Raw genomic sequence first — 16221 nt, forward strand, 5'->3', positions numbered from 1 at the left:
GGCGGCCGGCGCCGCGGACTGAGTGACCGCAGCAGCGGCCGGATTGGCGACCGTCGGCGCGTTTTGATACGGCGTCACCTTGGCCGCCGCCGCGGACTGACCGGCGTAGTTGTACATCGCCGCGGAGTTCTGCGCCCAGAACTCCTGGTACTGGGCTTCCAGCTGCGAAATGATCCCGTTGTTCTGACCCAGCACGTTGGTCGCCATCGCCTGGGACAGCTCCGTGCGGTTGAGCGCGATCAGCGGCGGGGGGACCACCGAGCCGAGCACGGTCTCGTAGGCCGCCGCGGCGTTCTGCGCCTGGGTGGCGGCTTCCTCGGCCTGACCGGCGGTCGTCGTCATCCACTGCACGTACGGCTGCGCCGCCGAGGCCATCGACGCCGAGGCGGGACCCAGCCACTCCTCGCCGGCCAGCTGGGTGACGATCTGGTCGTAGCCCAGAGCGGCCGAAGTCAATTCGGCGGCAATCCCATTCCACGCCGCGGCCGCGGCCATCATCGACCCGGAGCCCGGGCCCGCGTAGATCATCGCGGAGGTGACCTCCGGGGGCAACATACCCAAGTCACTCATCGTTGACCTCCTAGCCGGCCGCGGCCGCGTTGGCCGCCTCGGTCGCCGCGTATGACCCCGAGCTGATGCCCAGGGTGCTGACGAACTGCTCGTGAATGGCGGCCGCCTGCGCGCTGACGGCCTGGTACATCTGGGCGTGCGCGGCGAACTGCGCCGCGGTCAGCGCCGACACCTCGTCGGCCGCCGCCGGCACCACCCCGGTCGTCGGGGCCGCAGCCGCGGCGTTCTGGGCGCTCAACGCCGAGCCGATGCCCTGCAGGCTGCCCGCGGCGGCTGCCAACGCTTCTGGCTGTGTGGTCACAAAGGACATTTGGTTTCCTCCTCAACTTTCAGGCTCGATGACCATCAAGGAAAGATTTGCTGCTGAAGTACGCTTCAGACATGGCTTGCTAGTGAGACTAATTGGATTCCCTTCGGGTCGCGCCTCCTTAGCGCAAACTGTTCATTGGTGGACAACTGCTGTTCATTTCGGGCGACCCTGGGCGGGTTTGCCGGCTGGTAGGTCACGCTCGTCGCTCCTCGTCATCCGGCCGAGGGCGGGCGTGTCAGCACGCTATATCGGAACCCGTATTTGGTGGTGTAACCGTAGCCCGCGGTGCGCCGGCCCACGCCGGCCATCGGCATGCCGCGCAGGATGGCGTTTCCGGGCACGGCGTTCGCGCCGGCCTGCACGGGGGTCTGCTCCGAAGCGGCGAGCGTGACCGCCGCCTCCGATGTCGGGGTGCTCCAGTTGGCCGGAACCGACAGCATTCCGACCTTGCCGGCCGCGCCGGTGCCCGCCGACACCGCTCCGGCGGGGTGCACGCCGCCAAGGCCGCCACCCACGGCGCCCAGATGCAGCCCACCGAACTGCGGCGTCGGGAACCAGGCACCACCCGCACCGGCCGTCGCACCACCGGGCCCGAAGGTCAGCTGCTGGCCCATCGACCAGCCGAAGTTCCCGAGACCGACACCGAAGTAGGCCTGCAGGAACTGGCGCCCCTCGTTATACAACGGGCTGATACCGGAGGAGGGGAACGTCGACGGGTAGCCCACGACCGCCGGCTTGATGAGGCCCGGGACGTTGAACCAGTCGTTGGTCGGGGTGGGGAGCCCGTACTTGAGCAAATCTTGGAGTTGGTTCTGCAGCATCGAGAACGGCCAGTTCGTGAATTGGTAGCCCGAAAGTTGCTGCAGGGCCAGTTGCTGCAAGGTCTGGGGGATCGAGGCGGCCTGGACCGCCTGCGCCGCCGTCTGCGCGGAGTTGCCGGCCGGCTGGGCGGCGGCCTGGGCGACCGCGGCGCCCTGCTGGGCGGGTGCGTCCGGCGTGCTGGTGTTCGGCGGCGACTGGTAGGGGGTCAGCACCGTGGCGGCCGCCGAGGAGGCGGCGTAGCCGTACATGGCGGCGGCGTCCTGGGCCCACATCTCCATGTACTGGGCCTCGGTGGCCATGATCGCCGGCGTGTTCTGCCCGAAGAAATTGGTCGCGACCAGCGTCGCCAACAACACCCGGTTGGCCACGATCACCGGCGGCGGCACCGTCATCGCGAAGGCGGCCTCGAAGGCGCCCGCCGCCGCCCGCGCCTGGCTGGCGCTCTCCTCGGCCAGGCCCGCCGCCGTGCTGAGCCAGCTCACGTAGGGCACGACCGCGGACACCATCGCCGTCGAGGAGGGTCCCACCCAGGGCGCGCTGGTGAGCTCCGTGATCACCGAGTTGTAGCCAGAAGCCGCCGTGCTCAGCTCGGCCGCCAGCGCATCCCAGGCCGTCGCGGCAACCATTATCGACTCGGCTCCCGGACCCGCATACATCCGACCGGAATTGATTTCGGGCGGTAACGCTCCGAAGTCGAACACCCCGTGTCCTCCTCAGTCGGCCGCGATTGCGTGGGCAATCGCGGCGGTCAGGTAGAAACCATGACGGGCGCGGTCACGACCCTGTTGACCAGCAAACCCAGCCGACGGGATAGTCGGAATACTGGGGCGCACCCGTCCGCAGTGCCCGGATAGGTGCTCCGCCACCAAGATTCCCGAAAGCCTGGCCAGTAACGACATGAACAATCTGCCTCGACTATCCCGCTGTCAGCAACCGAGCGACAGCTCGTTGGTGCTTGAACTGTCGCTCGCGAACGACATTAGCTGGTCATCCGGGGCGCGCCGACCGACGATGCCAACTGTTCATTCCCGGCCAACCAATGTTCATTCCCGGCAATCCTCGGTTCATGACAAACAACCGGGTGTTCATCTTTCGTTCGCTCTCGGCTTGCCCCGCTGCGCCGCTACTCGTCCTCGAGGATCAGCGCCATTTCCGGGCAGGAGGCCACGCCGTCGCGAGTCAATTGTTCGTCCTCGGGCCGCACCTCGTGTTCTTCGAGGATGGAATAGCCTGACGCGTCAATCGGGAACAGGTCTGGGTCGACGGCGTAGCACTGGGCATGGCCCACGCACCTGGACTTTTCGAGACGAACCTTCACGAGGTTTCCTTCTTGGACGGTTTCGGGGAGTTCCCAGCGGGGACTTGACGACTGGACAACCAGATTAGTCGGTCGACAAACCCTGGGAGAAGGCCGAGCGCCGGCGGCCGCGCGTAGTGATCCAAACTCACCGCCGGTCAGATTGGTGCCCCCTGGTCGCACATGCGATATTGGTGTGCCACCTACAAACCGGTGACGCGAAAGTTTCAAGCGCGGCCTGGGGACTGACACTCCGCGGCGCGAAAACCACACAGACAAGCGGAGATCAGGGCGCATGAGCACTCTTGGCGACGGCCAGCCGGGCAGCTTTCACCTACCGCGGCTTGAGTACACCAAGTTGCCGATGGCGGACGACCGGGGTGTCGGATGGAAGACGTTGCGGGACGCCGGGCCGGTGGTGTTCATGAACGGCCACTACTACCTGACCCGTCGCGAGGACGTGCTCGCCGCGCTGCGCAATCCCAAGGTGTTTTCATCGCGGCTTGCGCTGCAACCCCCCGGCAGCCCGTTGCCGGTGATCCCGCTGGCGTTCGACCCGCCCGAGCACACCCGCTACCGCAAGATCCTGCAGCCCTACTTCAGCCCCCAGGGCCTGAGCAAGTCCCGGCCGGTGCTGCAGCGCCACGCCGCCGAGATGATCGCCGAGCTCGCCGGACGAGGCAAGTGCGACGCCATGGCGGATTTCGCAAGGCTCTACCCCTTTCAGGTTTTCCTCGATCTCTACGGTCTGCCGGTCGAGGACCGTGACCGCGTCATCGACTGGAAAGACGCCATCATCGCCGACAAGCCCTACCTGAGCCCGGCCGACTTCGAGAAGGCGCACGAGCTGTTGGCCTACCTGACCGATGCGATTGCGCAGCGCCGGGAAAACCCGGGCTCGGACATGTTGTCGCAAGTGATGACCGGCGAGGGCGACTTCACTGATCTGGAGCTGCTGGGCATGAGCCACCTGCTGATCCTGGCGGGTCTGGACACGGTGACCGCGGCGATCGGATTCTCACTGTACGAACTCGCGCGCCGGCCGCAGCTACGCGACCAGCTGCGCGACAACCCCAGGCAGATCAGGGTTTTCATCGAAGAGATCGTGCGGCTGGAGCCGTCGGCACCGGTCGCGCCACGGGTCACGACGGAGATCGTCACCGTGGGCGGCATGACGCTGCCCGCGGGCACGCCGGTGCGGTTGTGCATGGCGGCGGTGAACCGCGACGGCACCGACGCGATGTCGACCGATGAGCTGTTCATGGACGGTAAGGTGCACCGGCACTGGGGATTTGGCGGCGGACCGCACCGGTGCCTCGGTTCACATCTGGCGCGGATCGAGCTGACCATCATCGTCGCCGAATGGCTCAAGCAGATCCCCGACTTCGAGGTGCCGGCGGATTACGCCCCTGAAATCAAGTTCCCGTCGAAGACGTTCGCGCTCAAGGAATTACCGCTGCACTGGGGTTGATCTTCCGTCGATCAGAGTCAACCCCAGCGCAACGGGCTGGTCCTATTCGGGCTCCTATTTGCGGAACTCGGTGGCCGCCACCTGGACGAACACACCGGTGTCCTCGGCCATCAGCAGGCCTCGGCCGCGGGGCAGCGGGCCGCCCTTCATCTTGCCGCGGATGAAGCCCTCGTCGGGGTCGGCGTCCATCACCAGCAGCGGCGCATTCGCCTGGTGCAGCGCCCGCAGCATCGGGTCGCTGCCCGCCGACGACCATCCACCGAAGGTGCGGGTCACGATCACGTGCAAGCCGACGTCAGCGGCCCTGGTCACCCAGGCGGCGGCCTTGTGCAGCGGCGAATCGAAGCCCGCCGGCAGCTGCTGGATGTCGTCGACGATCAAGAAGATCTCCGGGCCGCTCCACCAGGAGTGCGCCAGCAGCTCTTGCGCCGACAGGCCGGGCGGTGGTTCGCGGCTGGCCAGCAGGGCCGACATCTCGTTCATCATCTCTTGAACGCCGTCGAGGTTGTACGCGAATTTCTCGACGTACTCCGAGCCCAGCACGGTCAGCAGCTGACGGCGCGGGTCGACCAGCCACACCTGGGCCGAGGGCCGCCCGGCCGGGGGTGTCGGTGCGCTGCTGGACCCCGGCGCGTAGAGCCGGCCGATCTCGGACATAATGGTGGCCAGCGTCGTGGTGCGCCCACACTCGCGCCGGCCCGTCACCATCAGGTGCGCGTTCTCGGCGAAGTTGAGATAGACCGGCGCCAGGTCCAATTCCGAGATGGCCCAGGCGATTCCGCCGGCGCCCACCCCTTGGCGGGTGTCGCGGGCGGCCAGCTCGCGCACCTGCTCCACGCCGAAGCGCGCGGGTAGCCGGCGCACCGGCGGGGCCTGGCCGCTCGCGAGGCGGCTGACCGCCTCGATGATGCTGTCGGACGCGAACACGTTGGCGGGCGTGCTGGCCAGCGCGGGCCGGGCGATCAGCGTGTGCAGGCCGGCCTGCGGGTCGGCGTCGAGGCGGACGTAGTTGACCGCGACCATGCCGCGACCCGGTTTGACCGGAACTTCCTTGGCGAACCGGGAACGCACCAGCTTGGCGTCCTCCACCGCGGCCAGACGCAACTCGATCCTGGAGCCGAAACCGCTTCGCACCGGCGGCCGCAGCTCCGATTCGCGATCGGCGGTGACGACCACGTGCACACCGAACGAGGGACCCTGGTTGATGATCAGGTTCACCTGCTCGATCAGTACCTCGTTTTCCTCGGCCAACGCGCGGTAGTTGTCGATGACCAGGTAGACGTCGCCGAACCCGTCGTTGGGCACCGGGCCCGCCTCACCGGCGAACTTGCGGCGACGGAACACGTCCATCGAGGCGATGCCGTATTCGAGGAAGGTGCGCTTGCGTTCGCGGACCAGCGCCAGCAGTTCGGCCACCGTACGGCGCACACCGTAGGGATCCGTCGGACCGGCCACCTCACCGACGTGCGGCAAACGGGCGACCGTGGTCAGCGCGGTGCCGCTGTAGGCCAGGCAGTAGAACTGCACCTGCTCCGGCGTGTGCGTCAGCGCGGCCGAGCAGATCAGCGTCTGCAGCGCCGTGGTCTTGCCCGACCCGCCGGCCCCCAGGATCAGGACGTTGGCACCGGGCCCGGACGTGTCAACCGTCCACGGCGGCTGGTCGTGCTTGAACGGGCGGTCGATGATCCCGATCGGGAACACCAGGTTCTGGGCGGTGCCGTAATCCTGCTGCCACGGGTGACCGATGAACCGATTGACCAGCTCGTCGATGGCCACGGGAGTGGTCAGCGGCGGCTGCCACAGCCGGTAGGGCTCGAAGTCGATCTTGCGCAGCTGATCGATGATCACCGTGCCGACCTTCGGGGTCCTGATCCCTTCCTCGTCGTCCTCGCCCTCGGCTTCGGCCGCCTCGCGCGCCTCGCCGTTCGACTGGATCGCCACCGGCTCCAGCTCCGGTCCCCCGACGCTCACCTCGAGCGGGGTGAACGAGTTGGTGAACAACTGCGGGCGAACGTAATCGATGCTGTGCACCAACGCCGGGGCTACCTCGCCGTCGATGGTGATCCCGCGGGAAATGTAGTCCCGCCACAGGAACTCGGCCTGGAACCGGACGATGTCCTCGAGGCTGCGACGGAAGTAACCAAGACCGGCCTGGGCCGGCAGGTTCACCGCGTTCGGCACGCCGGCCGCCTGCGCCGCGCCTGCGGTGCGCGCCTTCAGCACCAGCCGGTAACCCATGTTCTCCATGAGCTTTTCGGCCCGGCTTTCAATGGTCTGCGACGCCATCATGAGGTGGATCCAGTAGGCGCGGCCCTGACGCCCGATGGAGTCGAGGACGTCGACGGCCGTCGGCATAATGCGGAACCACTCGTAGAACTCGTCGATGACGACGACGAGCATCGGCAGCGGCGGCATGTCCTGGCCGCGCGCCCGCATCCGGGAGCGCACGGAGTTGTATTCCTTGGCGTCGTCGACGCCGGCGCTGTCGCAGATCGCCTTGCGGCGGGCGATCTCGCCCCACAGCGCGTCCAGGAAGCGCTCCATCAACGCCTGGTCCTCCTCCAGGTCGGTGATGATGCGCGACACGTGCGGCACGCCCGCGAACGGCTTGACCGCCGACCCACCCTTGAGGTCGGCCAGCACGAACTGCAGCTCCTCCGGCGGGTGGCCGAGCATCAGCGACTCGATCACGGTACGCACCAGCGTCGACTTACCCGAACCGGTCGTTCCGGACATGACACCGTGCGGGCCGTCGCCGCCCTCGTCCAGCGATTTCATGTCCAAGAACAGCAATTCGCCGTTGTCGGAGCGATTGCCGAACGGCGCCCGGAGCCGCGACCGGCCCATCGAGTCCGTCCGGCTGCCCCACAGGGAGTCGAAGTCGATGTCGGCCGGGTCGTCGATCCCGTAGTAGGCCATGATGTCCCGGGCGCCGATGTGGGCCACCCGCTGACCGATCTCCTCGTACGCCTCGGCCAGCCGCCAGCGCGCCAGCTTCTGCGCGAACTCCTCCGACTCCGCGATGCTGAGGTGGTCGGTCAGCGCGAAGAACCACGCGTTTTCGTCGATGACCATCCACGTGTCGCGGTCGCGCGGCAGCGCCTCGATCACGCCCCGGTCGTCGAACCGCAAGGTCCGCTCCGGGACGGCCGCCCACATCGGCGCGCCGGTCAGGTCGAAGAACGTCACGCCGTCGATACCCTCGGCGCTGATCACGAACTCCCACTGCGGGTCCGTGACGTCGGCGATGATGACGGTGTGCGGCGTCGGGGTCTGCGCCGACGAACTGGCATGCCGGGGCGTGAAAGACCCACGGCCGGCGAACAATTCGGCTTGCTCGGCGGCGAACTCGCGCACCGAGCTGTAGACCATCCGCGCGTTGCCCGCCGCGTCCTGGCGGCGCGGGTCACCGAAGTGCGGCAGCCACTTCACCCAGTCCCACTGCTCCAGATCAGAGCTGACCACGATCATCTGCACGTGGTCGGGCCCGTGGGAGAACGCCAGCTGGCAGACGATCGCCCGCATCAGGCCCAGCACCTGCTCGCGGTCCCCGATGAGCGAGTACCACGGCTCCACCAGCAGCGAGATCATTTTCGGCAGGTTGTAGACGACGCTCTGGTAGCGCCCGAATTCCTGCAGCGCCTTACCCGTCACCGGCTCCAGCTCGATGTCGGTCGGCATGTTCTGGGGCTCACCCCAGGTCACCTCGGGGCGCGTCATGCCCACGCCGACGCGGACCACACCGAAGTTGAGGTCCTTGCCGTCGGGCTTGCGCTCCCACATCCGCGACGCGCCGACGGCCGCGGCCAGCGTGTCGGGCGCCGGGTGGAACCACCGGTAGTTGGCGTCCATGCTGTCGGCCGACTCGTGGGCCGTCTCGCGCAGCATGTCGAGCATCAGCATGAACTGGGCGCGCATCGCGTCCAGCTTCGGCCGGCTCATCTGCTGCTGGCCGCCGAACCGGCCGCCGAACATCATCATCGCCATGCCGCCGATCATGAAGATCGGGAAAATCGCGCCGACGCCGCCGAACACGTGCGAGCCGCTGGCGAAGGTCATGGCGATCATGCCGCCCAGCAGGCCGATCACCACGACGCCGACCACCACGATCCACCAGGGCTTGCCCTCGGGCGGCGGGATGCTCAGCGGGGTCGGTAGGACAATGTTCTCCGGCTTGATGACCGGGGGCTTCTCCGGCGTCGGCCGGGCAAATCCGCGCTTCACTTGGGTACCACCAAATCTCCAGGGGACATGTCCATCGGTAGGGTGTCGTGCTCCACCAAAGCGTCTGCTCGGGACAGGGTCGGGCCTTGTGGCAGCAGCCGCAGCGCCACCCAGGGCGCCAGGCTCGGCGTGGTCTTCAAGCCCAACGCCTCGCGGGCCTCGCGGGTGTCGTCCACCCCGAACCGGGCGCCCGCGTCCGTCAGCCACCACAGCGACTCCGTCGTCTTGGCGCCGGGGTCGTTGCCGGTGACGGCCACGAAGTTCGCGTGATCGGAAGCGAAGTACACCTGGTCGGCCTCGCGGCCGGTCGTGTCGGCCTTCACCAACGACACGACCTTGCCCGATTCCTTGGTCGGGATGGGAAGCGTCGAGCCGGACACGACCTGGATGCGGGCCCGGTTCTCACCGGAGGCCTTCTGCCACCACCAGCAGGTCGCCGGGTTCTCCCGCATATCCATCACGTTCAACGGGTTGTCGGGGTACGACGACAGGTCCAGCTTGTTGACAACCGGCATCTTCGCCAACGCCGACGGTTCCACCGTGACCGGCTTGGTGTTACCGCCCGGGCCGCCCGCGTTCTGCAGGATCTGGGCCACCAACGGGGGCAGCGTCTGCACTCCGTCGGCCAACACCAGCGAATACTGTTGCGGCCCACTGATTTGCGGTGTGACGATGACCGTCCCCACCGGGCCGGGCGCGCCCGCGAACGTCGCCGGCGAACCCGCGTACGGAATCTCGGGCACCGTCAATTCGGGCCCCACCGGCAGCGCGTCGTAGAGGGCGCGGCTCATCGGCTTTGCCATGCTCACCTGCTCGGGAGTCAAACCCAGCGGCAGCAGGACCGAGCGGTTCGTCGCGTCGATTTTCGACCGGCGCCCCTGTCGGACCACCCACGCCTCGTCGCCGTATCTCAGCACCACGGCGTCCGACCCGTTGAGCACCTGGCGGTGGCCGCTGAGGTCCGGGGTGCCGTCGATCACCGTCACCGTCACCCCGGACGGCGCACCCGTGCCGGTCGAACCGGCCACCGTGTCGCACACCAGCCACGACGAGGCGGAGGGAGTCTTGGGCGCGAAATGCGAGGGTGCGCCCGGGATGCCCACCAGGGGACCGCGGGGCAGGTTCGCGATCTGGCTGGACCGCACCAGGTGGGGGTTGTCCGGCCGCCCGGTGATCAGCCGCGCCGATGCGAGGTTCAGCGCCGGGTACAACTTGTCGCCCACGCGGACATACAGCGCGCCGGAGTCGCGGTCGGCGATGATCGGCGACTCGTTGATCTGGCCCGACGGGCTGAGGAAGGACCACAACAGCGCGCCCAGGCAGATCACCAGCGCCGCGGAGATGGAGGCGACGACGGCCAACGTCTGGCGCCGCCCCGGCTCGATCTCCATGCGGACCCGCCAGCGGGTCAGCGCCATCGCGGTACGGCGGGCCAGGAACTGATAACCCGTCACCTGGGTGCGGGTCGACAACCCGAGGCCGTATCCCGACCCCCGCTGCCCGCGACTCTCTTCAGCCACGCTATTTCACCATCCGGTCTGCTTGAACGCCCTGGATATTGTCCCTGAAAGTATCCGTTGCGCGAATTGCTTCGTACAACCGTGACAACCGTAAGGGACCCGCCCCGACCTCGCCACGCGTTGCCGAGCCCTTCACCTTCTATTTACGTCTGGCTGGGCGGACGAATCCTGCGTCTTTCGAGCGCCAGGCTTGCAAACCGCACCGGCACTTTTGCTGCTCCACTCATCCCCCGGGCTGGATTCTTCACGTCTTCACTGGGCATGTTAACCGCGGATGGCCAACCAGTCCTGCCGAACGGTCACTTCCGGTCAAAGCCGGCCGACCCGACCGGGCCGGGTCGCGGCGTTCTCAAGCAAGATGGGCGCATGACTGAGCTCGCGCCCTCGCTGGTCGAACTCGCCCGCCGGTTCGGCATCGCGACCGACTACGAGGACTGGACCGGTCGCTCGGTGCCCGTGCCCGCGGAGACGCTGGTGGCGGTGCTGGCCGCACTCGGGGTCGCGGCCGGAACCGAACAGGAGCGCAACGCGGCCCTGACCGCGCACCGGCGGTCGTACTGGGAGCGTCGGATGCCGGCGACCATCGTCGGGCGCACCGGCGAGCCGATCCGGTTCTGGGCGCACGTCACCCACGGTGACCCGGCCGAGGTGTGGCTGCAGCTGGAGGACGGCACCGTGCGCGGCGGGGTGCAGCAGGTCGACAACTTCACGCCGCCATTCGATCTGGACGGACGCTGGATCGGCGAGGCGAGCTTCGTCCTGCCCGCCGACCTGCCACTGGGCTACCACCGCGTTCATCTGCGGTCCGGCGACTCCGAAACCAGCACCGCGCTGATCGTGACGCCCGACTGGCTCGGCCTGCCGGAGCAGCTCGGGGCCCGGCGCGCGTGGGGGCTGACCGCCCAGCTCTACAGCGTGCGGTCCCGGCAGTCGTGGGGCGTCGGTGACCTCACCGACCTGACCGACCTGGCGGTCTGGTCGGCGTCCCGCCACGGCGCCGACTACGTGCTGATCAATCCGCTGCACGCGGCCGGGTTTTCGGGGCGGACCGGCCGGATGGAGCCGTCGCCGTACCTGCCGACCTCGCGCCGGTTCGTCAACCCGATCTATCTCCGCGTCGAGGCAATCGTGGAATACGCCGACCTCCCCAAGCGTGGCCGGGTGCGCCGGCTGCGGTCGGACGTCCGACGGCGGGCCGGCCGGCTCGACGCCATCGACCGCGACGGCGCGTGGGCGGCCAAACGCGCGGCGCTCAAGCTGCTGCACGAAGTGCCGCGGTCGGCGGGCCGCGAGCTGGCCTACGCCGCGTTCCGTGAGCGGGAGGGAACCCCACTCGACGACTTCGCCGTCTATTGCGCGCTGGCCGAGGACTACGGCGGCGATTGGCACCGCTGGCCGGACTCGCTGCGGCATCCCGACGCCGCCGGCGTCGCCGGTTTCGTCGAAAGAAATTCGGACGCAGTCGATTTCCACCGCTGGCTGCAGTGGCAGCTCGACGAACAGCTCGCCTCGGCGCAGTCGCAGGCGATCCGGGCCGGGATGGCGTTGGGTGTCATGCACGATCTCGCCGTCGGCGTGCACCCCGGCGGCGCCGACGCCTGGGCGCTGCAGGAGGTGATGGCGCTGGGCGTGACGGCGGGTGCGCCGCCGGACGAGTTCAACCAACTCGGCCAGGACTGGTCGCAGCCGCCGTGGCGTCCGGACCGGCTGGACGAGTGCGAGTACCGGCCCTTTCGCGCCCTCATCCGGGCGCAGCTGCGGCATGCCGGCGGTCTCCGGATCGACCACATCATCGGGTTGTTCCGGCTGTGGTGGATCCCGCAGGGCGCACCGCCCACGCAGGGCACCTACGTGCGCTACGACCACGAGGCGCTGGTCGGCATCGTCGCCCTGGAGGCACACCGAGCCGGGGCGCTCGTCGTGGGCGAGGACCTCGGCACCGTCGAACCCTGGGTGCGCGACTACCTCTTATTGCGCGGCGTGCTGGGGACGTCGATCCTCTGGTTCGAACTGGACCGCGACGGAAACGGCGGCCCACTGCCCGCCGAGCGCTGGCGTGAGTACTGCCTGTCATCGGTCACCACCCACGATCTGCCGCCGACGGCCGGTTACCTGGCGGGCGACCACGTGCGGCTGCGGGAGTCCCTGGGGTTGCTGACCCGGCCCGTGGAGGCCGAGCTCGAATCCGGCCGCGCCGAGCTGTCGGCGTGGATGGCGGAGCTGCGCCGGGCCGGCCTGCTCGGCGACGGCGAAGACGACCCGGAATTCCTCGTGCTGGCGCTGCACCGGTATCTCGGCCGGACGCCGTCGCGCCTGCTGGGGGTCGCGCTCACCGATGCCGTCGGTGACCGCCGGACCCAGAACCAGCCCGGGACCACCGACGAATACCCCAACTGGCGGGTTCCGCTGACCGGGCCCGACGGCCGGCCGCTCACGCTCGAGGAGGTTTTCACCGATCCCCGGGCCGCCTCCCTGGCCGAGGCCGTCCGCGCGGCGATCGCGCCCCCGGCGTAGGTGGCCTGTTAGCTTCGGGCCCATGAACGCTTCCCTCAAAGTAGGGGTGGTGGCCCCGGTGGCCGACGGTGTCACCGCGGATCCCGAGTGGATGGTGAGCTTCGCGGGCCACCTGGAGCGCTGCGGGTTCGAATCGATCGTGGTCGTCGAGCACACCGTGCTGGTCACCCGCTATGACAGCGTTTATCCCTACGACAGCTCCGGGCGGGTCGGCCTGAGCGCCGACTGCCCCATCCCCGACCCGCTCGACCTGCTGGCCTTCCTGGCCGGCCACACCGGCCGCCTCGGGCTGGCCACCGGGGTGCTGGTGCTGCCCAACCACCATCCGGTGGTGCTCGCCAAGCGGGCGGCGACCGTCGACGCGCTCTCGGGCGGGAGGCTGCGGCTGTGCGTGGGCGTGGGCTGGCTCAAGGAAGAGCTCGCCGCCTGCGGCGCGGAGTTCGACAGCCGGGGCAGGCGGGTCGACGAGCAGTTGGCCGTGCTGCGGGCGCTGTGGGCCGACCGCCCGCAGGGGGCCTCGCATCACGGCGAGTTCTTCGACTTCGACGACGTCATGTGCTATCCGAAACCCATTGCGGCCGAAAGGCTTCCGATCCACATCGGCGGGCACAGCCGGGCGGCGGCCCGCCGTGCGGGCCGCTTGGGCGACGGCTTCCAACCCTTGGGTGTGGCGGGCCCGCAACTCGCGTCGCTGATCGCGCTGATGCGTGACGAGGCGTCCGCGGCGGGCCGCGATCCGGCGGCCCTGGAAGTGTCGCTGGGCCACGCGGTCACCAAGATCGACGCCGAACGCGCGGGCGGCCTCATCGATCAGGGCGCGGACCGGATCGTGTTGGCGATGCCGCCGACCGCCGATATCGAGGAGGCCAAGGACATCCTGTCGGCGTGCGCGCAACGGCTGTCCCTGGTCCCCTGACCCTATGACCCTTTCAGTCGACGACCGGATGGCCCTGAGCGATGTGGTGCACCGCTACGCGGCCAACGTCGACGACCGCCAATTCGACTGCGCCGTGAAGCTTTTCACCGAGACGGCCGAGTTGCTGCTGCCCGAGCCGCCGGCCGCGCTGGAGCCCGTTCATTCTCACCGGGGTCGGCAGGCCATCGCGGCCGCCGTCGCCGCCGTCACACGCACCGAGCACGCCGTCATCGGTGAGGTCTATGACGAGGGCGCCGGCCCCGGCGCCGCCACCGGGCGCGTCGCGTGCATCGCGCACCACTGGAGCCGGCGCGGGGATGAGGTCGTCGACGTGGTGTGGCACGTGCGCTACGACGACGACTATCGCCTGACGGACGCCGGCTGGCGGATCAGTCGCCGCGCCCTGACCATCAATGCGATTGAGACCCGCCCGGCCCGGAAATTGCTTCCGCGCGACCCTGCGTAGCCGGCGTCCAGAAGGTTATGCCCAAACTCACAGTGACCGCCAAGGAACCGAGTTTGCGGCGGAAACTAACGATTTGATAGGCAGCTGCGGCTATCGCTATTGGTGCCGAGGCGGATTTTGCCCGTCGGCAACTGTTGCCGACGACCACACGGCACAGGACGCCCCAAGGGGGCGCCGTTGTTTTCCGATCGAGTCCAATTTATCCAAGCCGGTTCATGTATTTTCGGCCGCGTGACGAACACCGAACATCGGGACCTGCGTGTTGATTCCGCCGGGACCGCCGGGGGGCGGGCGGCGTTGGACGGCTCCGTATCGACAGTCGCAGCGGGCACGCCGCTGGCGGAGATCCCGGACTTCCGCAACGAGATACACACCGCCGAGGACACCATCGACGTGGAGAGCTACGGTGGCGGCTTCGACCTCACCAGGCGGGCGACGGCCCCCAAGCTGCGCGTCGGACGCGACAAGTGGTTCAACCTGCTGTGGTTGATTCCGATCGGCTTTGCCCTGCTGGTCGCGGGAGTGGCGATCGGCAAAGGCCTGCACAACATGCCGGCCGTGCAGTCCTTCATCCAGCGTCACCCCGGCACCGACACCCATTCGGGCGTCAGCCCGGGCCTGCCCGCATGGATCGGGTGGACCCACTTCTTCAACCTGTTCATGATGACGTTCATCATCAGGACGGGGATCCAGATTCTGTGCGACCATCCCCGGCTGTACTTCAGCCGCAACGCCACCCCCGGCAAGGACGAGTGGCTGCGGGTGGGCCCGCCGGTCCCGGATGACGAGTTGTGGACGGCCAACGCCGACACCGTCGCGCTGCCACCGCAACTCGGCCTGCCCGGATTCCGGCACTCCATCGGGCTGGCCCGGTGGTGGCACCTCGGCATCGACGTTTTGTGGCTGCTCAACGGGCTGGTCTTCTACGTGCTCTTGTTCGCCACCGGCCAGTGGCGTCACATCGTGCCCACCAGCTGGGACGTCTTCCCCAACGCCGCTTCGGTGGCGATTCAGTACCTGTCGCTGGACTGGCCGACCGACAACGGGTGGGTGGCCTACAACGGCCTGCAGTTGCTGGCTTACTTCACCACGGTCTTCATCGCCGCTCCCGCGGCCGTGATCACCGGCCTGGGGATGTCGCCGGCGCTGTCGCAGCGCGTCCACTGGCTCAGCAAGCGGCTGAGCATTCAGCACGCGCGCTCCCTGCATTTCGTTGTGCTGGTGTACTTCCTGTTCTTCATCCTGGTCCACGTGACGATGGTCTTGACGACCGGTGCGCTGCGAAACCTCAACCACATGTTCGCCTCGCGCGACGACGACAGCTGGCTGGGTTTCGGGATCTTCGCCGCGGCGATGGTGGTGACGGCCGTCGCGTGGGTTTGGGCCACCCCCTTCACCATTCGCCATCCCCGGGTGATCCAGCGGGTCGGGTATGCGCTCGTCGGCCCGTTCCAGCGCATGCTCGAACAGCTCGACCCCAAGCCCGGTGCCTTCACCGAAAAGGACATCTCACCCCACCACTGGCGCAACGGCCGCCTGCCGGAGACCGTCGAGTACAAAGAGTTGGAGGCCAACGACTTTCGCGATTGGCGGCTGAAGGTCTACGGCCTGGTCGAGCATCCGATGGAATTCTCGCTGGACGACCTCAAGGCGCTGCCCTACCACGAGCAGATCAGCCAGCACTTCTGCATCCAGGCGTGGTCCGGGGTGGCCAAGTGGGGCGGCGTCCAGATGAAGGCGATCATGGACATCGTCAAACCGCTGCCCGAGGCGAAATGGGCAGTGTTCTACTCGATGGGCCTCGGCGCCACCGGTGGCATCTACTACAACGCCCACCACATCGGCCAGATGGACCACCACATGACGATGCTGGCCTACAACATGAACGACAAGCCACTCCCGTACATGCACGGCAAGCCGCTGCGGCTGCGCAACGAGCTGCAGCACGGCTTCAAGCTGGTGAAGTGGATCAAAGGGATCGAGTTCGTCGCCGACTATCGCGACATCGGCAGCGGTTACGGCGGCTACAGCGAGGACCACAAGTATTTCGGGCGGCACCAGACGCTGTAGGGCCGCCGCTCCCCCGAAGTCGTTTTCCCCGATGGTGTTTC

Annotated in this window: 11 protein-coding genes; 5 read left to right on the forward strand and 6 right to left on the reverse strand. The window is 68.0% G+C overall.

The genetic code is table 11. The features are described from left to right. From VMD50_RS11360 to VMD50_RS11375, 4 genes are all read right to left on the reverse strand, one after another. A partial coding sequence (locus VMD50_RS11360; RefSeq protein WP_325427828.1) for a PPE family protein occupies positions 1 to 570 on the reverse strand: 570 nt, incomplete at its 3' end. A gap of 10 nt (positions 571 to 580) precedes the next feature. Further along, a complete protein-coding gene (locus VMD50_RS11365; protein ID WP_066912455.1) occupies positions 581 to 880 on the reverse strand; it encodes a PE family protein in 300 nt (99 codons plus the stop codon). A gap of 212 nt (positions 881 to 1092) precedes the next feature. Next, positions 1093 to 2403 carry a PPE family protein gene (locus VMD50_RS11370; RefSeq protein WP_325427836.1) on the reverse strand — a complete coding sequence of 437 codons (1311 nt, stop codon included), beginning with the start codon at positions 2401 to 2403 and terminating at the stop codon, positions 1093 to 1095. 422 nt (positions 2404 to 2825) lie between these two features. Beyond that, positions 2826 to 3020: a ferredoxin gene (locus VMD50_RS11375; RefSeq protein WP_325427838.1), complete on the reverse strand. Its 195-nt coding sequence runs from the start codon at positions 3018 to 3020 to the stop codon at positions 2826 to 2828. Between the two features lie 274 nt (positions 3021 to 3294). Between VMD50_RS11375 and VMD50_RS11380 the strand changes: the two genes are divergently transcribed. Further along, positions 3295 to 4470, forward strand: coding sequence for a cytochrome P450 (locus VMD50_RS11380; protein ID WP_325427840.1), 1176 nt, complete (start codon positions 3295 to 3297; stop codon positions 4468 to 4470). 54 nt (positions 4471 to 4524) lie between these two features. Here the strand turns inward: VMD50_RS11380 and eccCa are convergent, their stop codons facing one another. Together eccCa and eccB are read right to left on the reverse strand one after the other, a co-directional pair. Beyond that, a complete protein-coding gene (gene eccCa, locus VMD50_RS11385) occupies positions 4525 to 8694 on the reverse strand; it encodes a type VII secretion protein EccCa (RefSeq protein ID WP_325427842.1) in 4170 nt (1389 codons plus the stop codon). Continuing rightward, positions 8691 to 10214: a type VII secretion protein EccB gene (eccB, locus tag VMD50_RS11390; RefSeq protein WP_325427844.1), complete on the reverse strand. Its 1524-nt coding sequence runs from the start codon at positions 10212 to 10214 to the stop codon at positions 8691 to 8693. Before eccB ends, eccCa begins: the two co-directional genes overlap by 4 nt. Before the next feature lie 366 nt (positions 10215 to 10580). Between eccB and malQ the strand changes: the two genes are divergently transcribed. From malQ to VMD50_RS11410, 4 genes are all read left to right on the forward strand, one after another. Continuing rightward, entirely contained in the window at positions 10581 to 12728 is a 2148-nt protein-coding gene (malQ, locus tag VMD50_RS11395) for a 4-alpha-glucanotransferase (protein WP_325427846.1), read from the forward strand. A 22-nt stretch (positions 12729 to 12750) separates the two neighbouring features. Further along, on the forward strand, positions 12751 to 13644 hold the full coding sequence (locus tag VMD50_RS11400; RefSeq protein WP_325427848.1) for an LLM class F420-dependent oxidoreductase: 894 nt from the start codon (positions 12751 to 12753) through the stop codon (positions 13642 to 13644). A gap of 4 nt (positions 13645 to 13648) precedes the next feature. Beyond that, positions 13649 to 14110 (forward strand): nuclear transport factor 2 family protein, encoded by a 462-nt coding sequence (locus VMD50_RS11405; protein WP_325427850.1) that lies wholly within the window; start codon positions 13649 to 13651, stop codon positions 14108 to 14110. A 297-nt stretch (positions 14111 to 14407) separates the two neighbouring features. Beyond that, positions 14408 to 16180: a molybdopterin-dependent oxidoreductase gene (locus tag VMD50_RS11410; protein WP_325427872.1), complete on the forward strand. Its 1773-nt coding sequence runs from the start codon at positions 14408 to 14410 to the stop codon at positions 16178 to 16180. Positions 16181 to 16221 lie beyond the last annotated feature (41 nt).

Origin of the sequence: Mycobacterium sp., assembly GCF_035506235.1 — a bacterium.
GTDB lineage: Bacteria > Actinomycetota > Actinomycetes > Mycobacteriales > Mycobacteriaceae > Mycobacterium.